This window comes from Roseateles sp. So40a (assembly GCF_048081605.1).
In the GTDB taxonomy this organism is placed as follows: Bacteria; Pseudomonadota; Gammaproteobacteria; order Burkholderiales; family Burkholderiaceae_C; genus Roseateles.
In genome coordinates, this window is record NZ_CP182288.1 from 4602917 (window position 1) to 4616095 (window position 13179).

Annotated in this window: 13 protein-coding genes; 4 read left to right on the forward strand and 9 right to left on the reverse strand. The window is 69.3% G+C overall.

Going from position 1 to position 13179, the window contains the following annotated elements:
• Positions 1-163: 163 nt before the first annotated feature.
• From ACNI65_RS20975 to trpE, 6 genes are read right to left on the reverse strand one after another with little or no spacing between them, the layout of a single operon-like run.
• A complete protein-coding gene (locus ACNI65_RS20975) occupies positions 164-865 on the reverse strand; it encodes a uracil-DNA glycosylase (protein ID WP_416759130.1) in 702 nt (233 codons plus the stop codon).
• The gene (trpC, locus tag ACNI65_RS20980) at positions 865-1656 is read right to left on the reverse strand and encodes an indole-3-glycerol phosphate synthase TrpC (protein WP_416759131.1); all 792 of its coding nucleotides are present in this window, start codon (positions 1654-1656) and stop codon (positions 865-867) included. The genes ACNI65_RS20975 and trpC overlap by 1 nt, the downstream gene beginning before the upstream one ends.
• Positions 1657-1667: 11 nt before the next feature.
• On the reverse strand, positions 1668-2708 hold the full coding sequence (gene trpD, locus ACNI65_RS20985; RefSeq protein ID WP_416759133.1) for an anthranilate phosphoribosyltransferase: 1041 nt from the start codon (positions 2706-2708) through the stop codon (positions 1668-1670).
• A gap of 14 nt (positions 2709-2722) precedes the next feature.
• Positions 2723-3790: a low-specificity L-threonine aldolase gene (gene ltaE / locus ACNI65_RS20990; protein WP_416759135.1), complete on the reverse strand. Its 1068-nt coding sequence runs from the start codon at positions 3788-3790 to the stop codon at positions 2723-2725.
• Positions 3787-4371, reverse strand: a complete 585-nt coding sequence (locus ACNI65_RS20995) for an anthranilate synthase component II (protein ID WP_416759137.1) — start codon at positions 4369-4371, stop codon at positions 3787-3789. Before ACNI65_RS20995 ends, ltaE begins: the two co-directional genes overlap by 4 nt.
• 20 nt (positions 4372-4391) lie before the next feature.
• Complete coding sequence (gene trpE, locus ACNI65_RS21000) at positions 4392-5876, reverse strand: anthranilate synthase component I (RefSeq protein WP_416763673.1); 1485 nt, start codon at positions 5874-5876, stop codon at positions 4392-4394.
• Positions 5877-6257: 381 nt separating this feature from the next.
• Between trpE and ACNI65_RS21005 the strand changes: the two genes are divergently transcribed.
• Positions 6258-6935 carry a chalcone isomerase family protein gene (locus ACNI65_RS21005; RefSeq protein WP_416759138.1) on the forward strand — a complete coding sequence of 226 codons (678 nt, stop codon included), beginning with the start codon at positions 6258-6260 and terminating at the stop codon, positions 6933-6935.
• Positions 6936-6953: 18 nt separating this feature from the next.
• Here ACNI65_RS21005 and gph read toward each other — a convergent pair whose 3' ends face one another.
• A complete protein-coding gene (gene gph / locus ACNI65_RS21010; protein WP_416763674.1) occupies positions 6954-7580 on the reverse strand; it encodes a phosphoglycolate phosphatase in 627 nt (208 codons plus the stop codon).
• Between the two features lie 278 nt (positions 7581-7858).
• On the opposite strand from gph, the gene ACNI65_RS21015 reads away from it, so the two are divergent.
• Complete coding sequence (locus tag ACNI65_RS21015; RefSeq protein ID WP_416759139.1) at positions 7859-8071, forward strand: cold-shock protein; 213 nt, start codon at positions 7859-7861, stop codon at positions 8069-8071.
• A gap of 3 nt (positions 8072-8074) precedes the next feature.
• Here the strand turns inward: ACNI65_RS21015 and ACNI65_RS21020 are convergent, their stop codons facing one another.
• Positions 8075-9022: a LysR substrate-binding domain-containing protein gene (locus ACNI65_RS21020; RefSeq protein WP_416759141.1), complete on the reverse strand. Its 948-nt coding sequence runs from the start codon at positions 9020-9022 to the stop codon at positions 8075-8077.
• A gap of 88 nt (positions 9023-9110) precedes the next feature.
• The gene (locus ACNI65_RS21025; protein WP_416759142.1) at positions 9111-10628 is read right to left on the reverse strand and encodes a methyl-accepting chemotaxis protein; all 1518 of its coding nucleotides are present in this window, start codon (positions 10626-10628) and stop codon (positions 9111-9113) included.
• Between the two features lie 224 nt (positions 10629-10852).
• On the opposite strand from ACNI65_RS21025, the gene ACNI65_RS21030 reads away from it, so the two are divergent.
• Together ACNI65_RS21030 and ACNI65_RS21035 are read left to right on the forward strand one after the other, a co-directional pair.
• Positions 10853-11980: a patatin-like phospholipase family protein gene (locus ACNI65_RS21030; protein WP_416759143.1), complete on the forward strand. Its 1128-nt coding sequence runs from the start codon at positions 10853-10855 to the stop codon at positions 11978-11980.
• A gap of 21 nt (positions 11981-12001) precedes the next feature.
• A complete protein-coding gene (locus ACNI65_RS21035; protein WP_416759144.1) occupies positions 12002-13159 on the forward strand; it encodes a hypothetical protein in 1158 nt (385 codons plus the stop codon).
• Positions 13160-13179: the final 20 nt, after the last annotated feature.

Here is a 13179-nt window from a genome sequence, read left to right on the forward strand (position 1 = left end):
CCAGTTATGGTTTCAGCGGAGATCGGGAGGACCACGTAGGGCGGCTTGCGACGAGCCCTCACCCCCCGCCCTCTCCCGCTCCGCGGGCGAGGGAGCCTCGGGTAGCCCCTCGCCCGCGGAGCGGGAGAGGGGTTGGGGTGAGGGCTCTGGGCGGGGCTCGATATCAGTCGAGCGACCAACCGAGCTCGACGCCCTTCCCTCGCAGCCACTCGCTCGCGGCCGAGAAGTGCCCGCAGCCGATGAAGGGCGCCGGTCCGCGCGTCGCGGACAACGGCGACGGATGGTTGGCCTGCAGCACCAGATGCCCGTGCCCGGCCGCCTCGATCAACGCGGCCTTGGCCTGCGCGTGCGCGCCCCACAGCAGGTAGACCTTGGGCGCGGGATCCTTCGCCGTCGCCGCGATCAACGCGTCGGTCAGCGACTCCCAGCCCTTCTTCGCATGGGAACCGGCCGCGCCGTCCTCCACCGTCAGGCTGGTGTTGAGCAGCAGCACGCCGCGCCGTGCCCACTCGGCGAGATGACCCGACATCGCCGGCTGCTGCCCCAGGTCACGCTGCAGCTCCTTGAAGATGTTGCGCAACGACGGCGGCAGCTTCTCGCCCACCGGCACCGAGAACGACAGCCCTTCCGCCTGCCCCGGCCCGTGATACGGGTCCTGGCCGACGATGACGACCTTGACGTTCGTGAGCGGCGTGAGCCGCAACGCGCGCAGCGGATCCGGCGGATAGATCACCGCGCCCTCGGCGATCCGCGTCTTCAGCAGCGCCTCGATGCGCTGCCCATCGGCGCTCACGCGCCACGCGTCGATGAGCGGCTGCCAGCCGTCCCCGGCCGACCAGTCGAGGGCCTTCAGCGTCGCGGACATCAGCGGAACAGCGCCGACAGCGCCGCGCCCGGATCGGGCGCGCGCATGAAGGCCTCGCCGACGAGGAAGGCATTCACCCGCGCGTCGCGCATGCGTTGCACATCGTCGGGGCCGAGGATGCCCGACTCCGTCACCAGCAGCCGGTCCGCGGGCACTTGCGGCAGCAGCGCCAGCGTCGTGTCCAGCGTGACCTCGAAGGTCTTCAGGTTGCGGTTGTTGATGCCCACCAGCGGCGTCTTCAGGCGCAGCGCGCGTTCCAGCTCCGCGCCGTCATGCACTTCCACCAGGACGTCCAAGCCAAGTCCCATCGCGCAATCCTCGAGCTCGGCCATCTGCCCGTCGTCCAGGCTGGCGGCGATCAGGAGGATGCAGTCCGCGCCCATCGCCCGGGCCTCGTAGACCTGGTACGGGTCGATCATGAAGTCCTTGCGCAGCACCGGCAGCGCGCACGCCGCGCGCGCCTGCTGCAGGTAGGCGACCGAGCCCTGGAAATGCGGTGCGTCGGTCAGCACGCTCAGGCAGGCCGCGCCGTGCTGCTCGTAGCTGCGGGCGATGTCGGCGGGACGGAAGTCCTCGCGCAGCACGCCCTTGCTCGGGCTGGCCTTCTTCACCTCGGCGATGACGCCGCTGCGGCCCGCGGCGATCTTGGCGCGCAGCGCGGCCTCGAAACCTCGCGTGGGTTCGGCGCGCGATTCGGCCTCGGCCCGCAGCGCGCTCAGCGGCTTGAGCGCCTGCGCCGCGGCGACTTCCTCGCGCTTGACGGCGTTGATGCGATCCAGGATGTCAGACATGGAATTCCTCTTCAGCCCTGCGCCGCGGCGAGCCGCTGCGTCTGGGCGACGAACTGGTCCAGCTTGGCGCGCGCCGCGCCGGACTCCAGCACCACGCGCGCTCGCGCGACGCCATCGGCGATGGACTCGGCGACATTGGCCGCGTACAGCGTCGCGCCGGCGTTCAGCAGCACGATGTCGCGCGCCGCGCCGGGCTCGTTGTCCAGCACGCCGAGCAGGATGCGGCGGCTCTCCTCGGGACCGCTCACGCGCAGGTTGCGGCTCGCGACCATCGGCATGCCGAAGTCCTCGGGATGGATCTCGTACTCGCGGATCTCGCCGTTCCTGAGCTCGCCCACCAGCGTGGCCGCGCCCAGCGAGATCTCATCCATGTTGTCCTTGCCGTAGACCACGACCGCGTGCTGCGCGCCCAGGCGCTGCATCACGCGCACCTGGATGCCGACGAGGTCCGGGTGGAACACGCCCATCAGGATGTTGGGCGCGCCGGCCGGGTTGGTCAGCGGGCCCAGGATGTTGAAGATCGTGCGCACGCCCAGTTCCTTGCGGACCGGCGCGATGTTCTTCATCGCCGGATGGTGGTTGGGCGCGAACATGAAACCGATGCCGGACTCGCGCACGCATTCGGCCACCGCCTGCGGCGACAGCGACAGCGTCACGCCCAGCGCCTCCAGCACGTCCGCGCTGCCGGTCTTGGACGACACGCTGCGGTTGCCGTGCTTGGCGACCTGCGCGCCCGCCGCGGCCGCGACGAACATCGAGCAGGTCGAGATGTTGAAGGTGTGCGCGCCGTCGCCGCCGGTGCCGACCACATCGACCAGGTGCGGGCCGGGCTCGATCGGCACCTTCACGGAGAACTCGCGCATCACCTGCGCCGCGGCGGTGATCTCGCCGATGGTCTCCTTCTTCACGCGCAGCCCGATGAGGATGGCCGCCGCGGTGACCGGCGAGATGTCGCCGCTCATGATCCGGCGCATCAGCGCCAGCATCTCGTCGTGGAAGATCTCGCGGTGCTCGATGACGCGGGTCAGCGCCTCGTTGTCGGTGATGGGCATCGTGACTCTCCCGCTCAGGCGTTGAAGAAGCGGCGCGTGGCCGCGATCGCGCGATCGACGCCCGCGGCGTCGACATCGAGGTGGGTGACGAAGCGCAGCTTGTACAGGCCGGTCGTCAGCACGCCCTCGCCCTTGAGGTGCGCGACCAGCTTCGCCGCGATGTCCTTGTCGACGTCGCAGAAGATGATGTTGGTCTGCGGCGCCTCGACCGTCAGGCCCGGCAGGCCCTGCAGCCCCTCGGCCAGCCGCTGGGCCAGCGCATGGTCCTCGGCCAGGCGCGCGACCTGGTGGTCCAGCGCGTAGTGCGCGGCGCTGGCGAGCAGCCCGGCCTGGCGCATGCCGCCGCCGAGCATCTTGCGCCAGCGGTGCGCGCTCTTGATCAGCTCGCGCGAGCCGCACAGCACCGAGCCGACCGGCGCGCCCAGGCCCTTGGAGAAGCACACCGACACGCTGTCGAAGTGCGCGCAGATGCGCCGCGCGGCGGCATACGCGTCACCGCCCTCGCGCGCCGCGATCGCGACCGCGGCGTTGAACAGCCGCGCGCCGTCGAGATGGCGCGACAGGCCGTGGCGGGTCGCGAGCCCGGACGCCGCGGCGAGGTAGTCCATGGGCAGCACCTTGCCGCCGATGGTGTTCTCCAGCGCCAGCAGCCGGGTGCGCGCGAAGTGCGCGTCATCGGGCTTGATGCTGGCCTCGATGTCGGCCAGCGGCAGCGAGCCATCGGGCGCGTGGTTCAGCGGCTGCGGCTGGATCGAACCGAGCACCGCCGCGCCGCCGCCTTCCCAGCGGTAGGTGTGGGCGAACTGGCCGACGATGTACTCGTCGCCGCGCTGGCAATGCGCCATCAGCGCGGCGAGGTTGCTCTGCGTGCCGGTGGGCATGAACAGCGCGGCCTCGAAACCGAGCCGCTCCGCAAGCGCCGCCTGCAGCCCGTTGACGCTGGGATCGTCGCCGAAGACGTCGTCGCCCAGCGGCGCCACGGCCATCGCCGCGCGCATGCCGGCGGTGGGCTGGGTGACGGTGTCGCTGCGCAGATCGACGATCGCGCCGGATGGACCGCTTGCCTTGCTGCCTTCGTTCATCGTGCCAACTCCAGGAAGTTCTTGAGCATCGCGTGGCCGTGCTCGGAGAGGATGGATTCGGGATGGAACTGCACGCCCTCGAGCGGCGTGGCCGTGCCGGCCAGCGCGCGATGACGCACGCCCATGATCTCGCCGTCCTCGCTGCGCGCGCTGATCTCGAGCTCCTTCGGGATCGTCGATTCCTCGATCGCCAGCGAGTGGTAGCGGATCACGTCGAAGCGCTCGGGCAGTCCGCTGAAGACGCCCTGCGTGTCGGTCGCGATCGTCGAGGACTTGCCATGCATCTGCACCTTCGCGCGGACGATGTTGCCGCCCAGCGCGGCACCGATGCTCTGGTGGCCCAGGCACACGCCAAGAATGGGGAGCTTCCCGATGAAGCGCTGGATCGCCGGCACGCACACGCCGGCTTCCTTGGGCGTGCACGGGCCGGGCGAGAGCACCAGGTGCGTCGGGTTGAGCGCGGCGATCTCGTCCAGCGTGATCTGGTCGTTGCGGACAGTCTTCACGTCGGCGCCGAGCTCGGCGAAGTACTGCACCAGGTTGAAGGTGAAGCTGTCGTAGTTGTCGATCATCAGCAGCATGTCGTTCTCCGTCTTCAGCTTCAGAAACCTTCCTCGACCAGCTCCGCGGCGCGCAGCAGCGCGCGCGCCTTGGCCTCGGTCTCCTTCCACTCGAGCTCCGGGACCGAGTCGGCCACGATGCCTGCGGCGGCCTGCACGTACAGCACCTGGTCCATGACGACGCCGGTACGGATCGCGATGGCCAGGTCCATGTCGCCGCCGAAGCTCAGGTAGCCGCAGGCGCCGCCGTAGATGCCGCGCTTGACGGGCTCGAGCTCGTCGATGATCTCCATCGCCCGGATCTTGGGCGCGCCCGAGAGCGTGCCCGCGGGGAAGCTGGCGCGGAAGACGTCCATGTTGGCCACGCCGGGCTTGAGCAGGCCTTCGACGTTGCTGACGATGTGCATCACATGCGAGTAGCGCTCCACCGCGAAGGCATCGGTCACCTTGACGCTGCCGGTCTGCGCGATGCGGCCGATGTCGTTGCGCGCCAGGTCGATCAGCATCAGGTGCTCGGCGCGTTCCTTGGGATCGGCCTTGAGCTCGACCTCCAGCGCCTGATCCTGCTCGGGCGTGCCGCCACGCGGACGGGTGCCGGCCAGCGGCCGGATCGTGACCTTGCGGCCGTCGGGCGTCTGCTCCTGGCGGACCAGGATCTCGGGCGAGGCGCCCACGATCTGGAAGTCCCCCATGTCGTAGAAGTACATGTAGGGGCTGGGATTGAGCGAGCGAAGCGCGCGGTACAGGCTCAGCGGCGACTCGGTGTAGCGCTTCTTGAGCCGCTGACCGAAGACGATCTGCATGCAGTCGCCCGCTGCGATGTAGGCCTTGGCCTTGTCGACCGACGCGAGGAAATCGGCCTTGGCGAACTCCCGCTCGACCGGATGCGCCTGACCGCGCACCACGCGCGGCGCCGCCACCGAGTAGCCCAGCTTGTCCTTGAGCTCGGTGAGCCGCTTCTTGGCCTTGAAGTAGGCCTCGGGCTGCGCGGGGTCCGCGTAGACGATCAGGTAGAGCTTGCCCGACAGGTTGTCGATGACGGCAAGCTCCTCGCACTGCAGCAGCATCACGTCGGGCGTGGGCAGGCCGCCCTCGGGCGTCGACGCGGCCAGGCGGGGCTCGATGTAGCGCACCGCGTCATAGCCGAAGTACCCGGCCAGACCGCCGCAGAAACGCGGCATGCCGGGCCGCAGCGCGACCTTGAAGCGCTGCTGGTAGGACTCGATGAAGGCGAGCGGATCGCCCTCGTGCGTCTCGACCACGTCGCCGTCGCGGATCACGCGGGTGATGGGGCCTTCGCTCTTGAGCACGGTGCGCGCGGGCAGCCCGATGAAGGAGTAGCGCCCGAAGCGCTCGCCGCCGACCACGGATTCCAGCAGGAAGCTGTGGCGCCCGGGGCCGTTGCCGGCGCACAGCTTCAGGTAGAGCGAGAGCGGGGTTTCAAGGTCCGCGAAGGCCTCGCTGATCAGCGGGATGCGGTTGTAGCCGTCGGCGGCCAGGCTTTGGAATTCCAGTTCGGTGATCACGTCGTCAAACCTCATGTCCGTTGCGGCGTGCCGTCAGTGACGCGGTGGTCCCGGCGCGCGCGCAAGCGCATAACTCAGGTCGCCTGTTGGACCTGCCCCGTACGGTAGGGTGCAGCGGATATGTGACGGTGTCCCGCGCCCGGGGGTGAGGGTGGACGGCGGGTGGCAAGCAGCAGGCGGCTTCAGGTGAAGTCGTGCCAGGATCGCCAGGGCCAGGCTCCCCGGTCGTTCGACCCCTTGATGTGCTTGCGCGTGATAAACATGGTGCGGGCGAGTGTAGCAGGACGATCCCCGATGGCCTGGCGCCGGGCGCATGGCGGATACTGCGCGCCCAGAGTCGGCCGTGGAGCCGGCCGTTCCTCCTGGAGGGAAGGAGACACGATGTCCAAGCGCAAGGTCCTGATGGCTGCGGGTGCGCTCGCGGCCGCGATGCTGACGCCGCCCGCGGCGTTCTCCCAGACGACGACAGCGGCCTCGGCCGCCGCGCCGGCCGCACCGATCGAGGTGGCCGGCGTCAAGTACGACGGCAACGTCGAGGTGGCGGGTCAGAAGCTCGTGCTCAACGGCGCGGGGATCCGCTACAAGGCGATCTTCAAGGTCTACACGGCCGGGCTGTACCTGAACGCGAGGGCGGCGACGCCCGAGACGGTGCTCGCCAACACCGGCCCGAAGCGCATCCACATCCAGATGCTGCGCGACATCGACGGCGAGGAGCTGGGCAAGCTCTTCACCAAGGGGATGGAGCAGAACGCGACGCGCGAGGAATTCGGGCGGTCCATCACCGGCGTGCTGCGCATGTCGGAGATCTTCGTGCAGAAGAAGAAGCTCAAGACGGGCGAGAGCTTCGGCGTGGACTACATCCCGGGCACGGGCACCGTGGTCTTCGTCAACGGCCAGCTGATTCCCGGCGAGCCGATCAAGGGCGAGGACTTCTTCAACGTGCTGCTGAAGATCTGGCTGGGCAAGTCCCCGGCGGACAGCGACCTGAAGGTCGCGCTGCTGGGCGGCGGCAAGGCCGCGCCCACGAGCTCTCGCAACGCGGCGGGCAGCAGCCGCTGATCCGCACGCGACGGGCGCTCAGCCGAGCAGCTCGTCCAACCGGTCCAGATGTCGATCCGCGGGCACGCCGCGGATCGGCTCGCCGTGGTTGTAGCCGTAGCTCACCAGCGCGATCGGGCAGCCCGCGGCGCGCGCGGCGCGCGCGTCGTTGCTCGAGTCCCCGATCATCCACGTCGTCGCAGGCGCGCTGCCCAGCGCCTCGCAGGTCTTGAGCAGCGGCATCGGGTCGGGCTTCTTGCGCTCGAAGTCGTCGCCGCCGAAGACGCGGTCGAAGTAAGGCGCCAGGCCCTTGCGCTGGAGCAGCTCGCGTGCGAAGGCCGCGGGCTTGTTGGTCAGGCAGGCCATCGGCAGGCCCAGCGCCTTGAGCGCGTCCAAACCCTCGATGACGCCGGGGAAGACATCGGCGTGCTCGCCGTTGAGGACCTCGTAATGGCGCTGGTAGAGCGCCCAGGCGGCCTCGTAGCGGTCCTGCGGCGCGCCGACCTCGGCGAGCACGCTGCGGATCAGGTGCTCGCTGCCCTGGCCGATCGTGTGCTCGATGAAATCGCGCGAGACCGCGGGCAGCGACAGGTCGGCCGTCACGCGGTGGAGGACGGCGACGAAGTCGCCCAGCGTGTCGACGAGCGTGCCGTCGAGATCGATCATGAAGGCGGTGGGCGTGGGATGCAGCACAGGCGGGTCCGTCAGGTGTGGGGGGAATATCGGGTGATGTCAGGCGCGCATGCTAGAGTGCAGCCCCATAGATTCGCGCAAGACCTTTCTTCTGAGGTCTTTTTCTGCGGCCCCTCGGGTCCTCTCCGGACCTATTGCGAGCGGCCTGTTCCAGCATCACCCCCCGCTGACGGCTCTTGAGTGTTTCTGTCCCGGTCCGCTTCGTGCCGCCCGGGTTTTCCTGTTCATTCCAATTCCTAGAAGGAAACACCATGTCGAGCAAGCAAGGCACCGTGAAGTGGTTCAACGACGAGAAGGGCTTCGGCTTCATCACGCCGACCGACGGCAGCAAGGACCTCTTCGCCCATCACAGCGAAATCCAGAGCAGCGGCGGTTTCCGCACGCTGGCTGAAGGCGCCAAGGTCGAGTTCGAGACCAAGGAAGGCCCCAAGGGCCTGCAGGCGACCAACATCCGCGTGGTCTGACGCTCAGGGGCGGCGCGCGGGCTTCGTGCCCGGCGCCTGCTCCGCACCGGCCGCGGCCACCTCGGCCGCGACCTCCGCGACCAGCGCCCGCAACCAGCGGTGCGCCGGGTCGTCGCGATACCTCACATGCCAGGCGATCTGCACCGGGAAGGTGCCCAGATCCACCGGCGACGGCAACACCGTCAACCGTTTGTCCGACGCGAGCTTTCGACAGATCTGCGCCGGCAGCGTCGCGCAGTAGTCGGTCACTGCGATCACTTCGGGCACCGCCAGGAAGTGCGTCACCGACACCGCCACATCGCGCTTGAGCCCCTGCCGTTCGAGCGCCTGGAACAGCCCCGCGCGCAACCGCCCCGGCGGCACCACGTTGACGTGCTTGAGCTGCTCGTACTGCTTGCGCGTCATCTTGCGATCCACCGTCGGGTGGCCTCGTCGCACGATGCACGCCAGACCGTCCTCCATCACATGCTGCACGACGAGGTTGTCCGGCGGCTCGACGATCCGCCCCAACACCATCGCCGTGGAGCCTGACACCACGCCGGTCTCCGCCAGGTCCGTCCCATACGGCGTGAGCCGCACCGACATGCCGGGCGCGCGCTGGCGCAGCCGCGCCACGATCGCGGGCACCAGCACCAGCTCCACGTAGCTGTTGGGCGCCAGCGTGACGAGCTGCGTGGACTTCAGCGGATCGAAGTCCTGCTGGCCGAGGATGGCCGCGTCCAGGCTCGCGAGCGCCGCGGCGATGACCGGCGCGAGCTCCTCGGCCTTCTGCGTGGGCTGCATGCCGTAGCGCTCGCGGATGAACAGCGGGTCCATCAGCATCGCGCGCAGCCGCGTCAGCGCGTTGGACAGCGCCGGCTGCGTGATGCCCAGCCGCTGCGCCGCGCGCGTCACGCTGCGTTCCTCCATCACGGCGAGGAAGACGGGCAGCAGGTTGAGGTCGTATCGCATCCAGATATCGTGCCTCAACCGCGCGATCAAGCGGAGGGAACGCCCCGTGAAGCGGCACTCGCCACCGCCGGCATGCGCCTCATGACGATCAGGAGAACGCCCCCACCGCCGTGACCAGGGACTGGGACTGCTGTTCCAGCGACTCGGCCGCGGCAGAGGCCTGCTCGACGAGCGCGGCGTTCTGCTGCGTGGCTTGATCCATCTGCGCGATGGCCTGGTTGATCTGCTCGATGCCGGCGGTCTGCTCCTGACTCGCGCTCGAGATCTCGCCCACGATATCGGTCACCCGCTTCACGCTGGCCACGATCTCCGACATCGTCGCGCCCGCCCGCGTCACGAGCGCCCCACCCGCCTCGACCTTCTCCACCGAATCGCCGATCAGCGCCTTGATCTCCTTGGCCGCCGCGGCGCTGCGTTGCGCCAGCGTGCGGACCTCCGAGGCCACCACCGCGAAGCCGCGTCCCTGCTCCCCGGCACGCGCGGCTTCCACCGCGGCATTCAGCGCCAGGATGTTGGTCTGGAAGGCGATGCCGTCGATCGTGCCGATGATGTCGACGATCTTGTTGGACGAGGTGCTGATCGACGTCATCGTCGCCACCACCTGATCCACGACCTGGCCGCCCTGGACCGCGATCTCCGAGGCCGACATCGCCAGCTGGTTGGCCTGGCGCGCGTTGTCGGCGCTCTGCTTGACGGTGGCGGTCAGCTCCTCCATCGACGCGGCGGTCTCCTCCAGCGCGCTGGCCTGGGACTCGGTGCGCGAGGACAGGTCACGGTTGCCCATCGCGATCTCGCCGGCCGCGCTGGCGATGGTGTCCGTCGAGCCGCGGATCTGCGACACGGTCGTGGACAGGCTGCGTTGCATGCGGTCCATCGCCGCGAGCAGGCTGTCGTGATGCGCGCCGCGCAGGTCCACGGCCACGTTCAGGTCGCCGCCGCCGATGCGGTGGACGATGTCGGACGCATAGGCCGGCTCGCCGCCCAGCTGCCGGTAGATGCTGCGGGCCATGTTCCAGCCCAGCACGCCCACCACCGCCATCAGCAGCGCGCCCAGCGACAGCAGCACCACCGCGCTGCGCCAGAACGCGTTGTCGATGTCGTCGATGTAGTCGCCGAAGCCGATGATCCAGTCCCAGGGCTCGAAGCGGGTCACCGCGTAGAGCTTCTCGACCGGGTCCTTGGTGTTGGGCCGCGTGCCGGGGGCGATCACCGTGCCCACCTTCTCGCCCTTGAGGGCGGCGCGGTAACGCTCGCCGGCTTCCTTGCCGCCCTTGGCGTCGACGATGCCGACGCGTTTCGGATTCGGATGCACCAGGTTCACGTCGTCGCTGTAGCCGCGGACGAAGAAGTAGAGCTCGTCCTTGCGGAAGCTGCCGATGATCAGCTTGCCCTGCTTCTGCGCTTCCTCGCGGGTGATCTGCCCCGCGACCTCCTGCGCATGGAGCTTCTCCAGCGCGGAATGCGCCAGCACCACCAGCGTGGACAGCTGCGCGGTGCGCTCCTTCATCATCGTCTGACGCAGCGTCGTGAGCGACACCGCCGCCAGCACCAGCATGCCGATCAACGCGGCCAGGCACAGGAAGAGGATTCGGGTCTTGAGTTTCATGGGCAGGAGGAGGCTGGCATCCGCGCACGCGGACGGGACCGGCCCTTCAAGGGCCATCCGGCTTTATCGGCCAGAACGTCTCGCCAATGAAGGCCCTGGCCGCTAACGGACACCGTCTGGCGTCACAAGCGCACGCTTCGGGTCGACCCGCCCCCACGATTGACGCCTTGCGACGCCCTGCCCGGGCGCCTAGGCTGATCGATCGACATCACGGGGAGACGGCCATGCCCTTCGATCAGGACGCGCGCGACAGCGGCATCGCGCTGGCGCTCTCGGGCGGCGGATTCCGCGCCGTCCTCTTCCATGTCGGCGTGCTGTGGCGGCTCAACGAGCTCGGCACGCTCGGCCGGATCGCGCGCTTTTCCAGCGTCTCCGGCGGCTCCATCACCGCGGGTGTCCTCGCCGTGCGATGGCCGCGGCTGGCCTTCGACGCCAACGGCCGATCCGCGCGATTCCAGGACGAGATCGTCGCCCCGCTGCGCGAGTTCTGCGCCCGCAACATCGATGTGGCCTCGGTCCTCGCCGGCGCCTTCAACCCCTTCCGCTCCGCCGGCGAGGCCGTCGCCGACGAGTACCGCAAACGCCTGGGCCTCGGCGTCTCGCTGCAGACGCTGGCCGACACGCCACGTTTCGTCTTCAACGCGACCAACTACGCCACGGGCGTGAGCTTCCGATTCTCCAAGCCCTATGCCGGCGATTACCGCATCGGTCTGATCCACAAGCCCGCCTTCGACGTCGCCACCGCCGTGGCCTGTTCCAGCGCGTTCCCGCCGGTGCTCGCGCCCATCGAGATCGACGTGCGACCCGAGGACTTCGCGCGCGTCGACGGCGCCGATCTCTACGACCAGATCGACTATCGCCGCCGCCTGATGCTGGCCGACGGCGGCGTCTACGACAACCTCGGCCTGGAGACCGTCTGGGGCCGTTACGAGACCGTGCTGGTCAGCGACGCCGGCAAGCCCTTCGACATCGACGCCGGCATCGGCACCCTGGCGCCGCGTCAGATCCTGCGCGCGATGGACATCGGGCTCAATCAGGCCCTGTCCCTGCGCAAGCGCATGCTGATCGCGGCCTACGCGCGAGGCGATGCCAAGGGGGCGTTCTGGGCCATCGACACCGATCCCGGCGACTACCCCGCGACCGAGCTGCCCGCGCTGCGCGTGGCCCCGGAACGCATCGCCGACCTCGCGGCGATCCGCACACGCCTGGATCGCTTCAAGGAGCAGGAGCAGTGCGAGCTCATCAACTGGGGCTACGCGGTCACGGACGCCGCGGTGCGCTCACGCGCTCCGCACGTGGCCTTCCTCGCCGAGAAACCCGCCTGGCCCTACGCGGACCACGCGCTGCACTGAGCCCCAGCGCACGCGACGCCGATGGCCGACGTCTTCCGCATCGAGATGCTGCCGGCGCTGCACGGCGATTGCCTTCTGCTCGAATACGGCGACGCCGCCCGGCCGCATCGCGTGCTGATCGACGGCGGCCCGATCGGGGCCTGGAACGCGCTGTCGGCGCGACTCGACGCGCTGCCGGCCGACCAGCGCGAGCTCGATCTGCTCGTCATCACCCACGTCGACGCCGATCACATCGAGGGCTGCCTGAAGCTGCTGAACCACGGCGAGCTCGCGACCTTCCGCGACATCTGGTTCAACGGCTGGCCCCATGTCGGTCAGCAGCTCAGGGAGCCGGACGGCAGCGCCTACGCGCTCGCCACGCCCCCGCCGCCCGGCCAGCGCAGTCCGATGCAGGGCATGGAGATCAGCGTGCGCATCGATGGACGGCAGTGGAATGCCGCTTTCGGCGGCGCGCCCGTCTTCGTGCCGGCACGCGGGCCGCTGCCCGTGCGCGAGCTGCCCGGCGGCCTGCGATGGACGCTGCTGTCGCCGACGCTGCCCAAGCTCGAGAAGCTGCGCACCGCCTACGAGCGCGCCCTGACGAAGGCCTCGATCGATGCCGAGGACACCGAGGCGCTGCGGGCGCGGCTGGACGCCAAGACCGCGCTGCGCGGCTCCGATCCGTCGCGGCGCCCCACCCCGGCGGAGATCCTGTCCTCGGCCGCGCTGGCCGCGGCGCCGATGGACAACGCCGTCGCCAATGGGTCCAGCATCGCCGCGATCGTCGAGTACCAGGGCCGGCGCCTCGCGCTGCTGGGCGACGCGCATGCACCCACGCTGTCCGACTCGCTGGCGCGCCTGGCGGCCTCGCTCGGAGAGCCCCGCGTGCGACTCGACGCGATCAAGCTCGCCCACCATGGCTCCATCGCCAACCTCGACGAGACGCTGCTGAGCCGCGTGGATTGCGACACCTGGCTGATCTCCACCAACGGCAACCTGTTCAACCACCCGGACACCGAGGCGGTGGCGGCGATCGTGAAGCGCGCGCGCGGCCAGCGCCTGCTCTTCAACTACCGCTCCGATCGCACCGCACCGTGGGACGATCCCGCGTTGCGCGAGACGCATCGCTACACGCCCGTCTATCCGAAGTCGCCGGAATCAGGCCTGGTGCTGGATCTGCTCAGCGGTGCCGCGTCGTGATGCATCGACCGCGCCGGCTC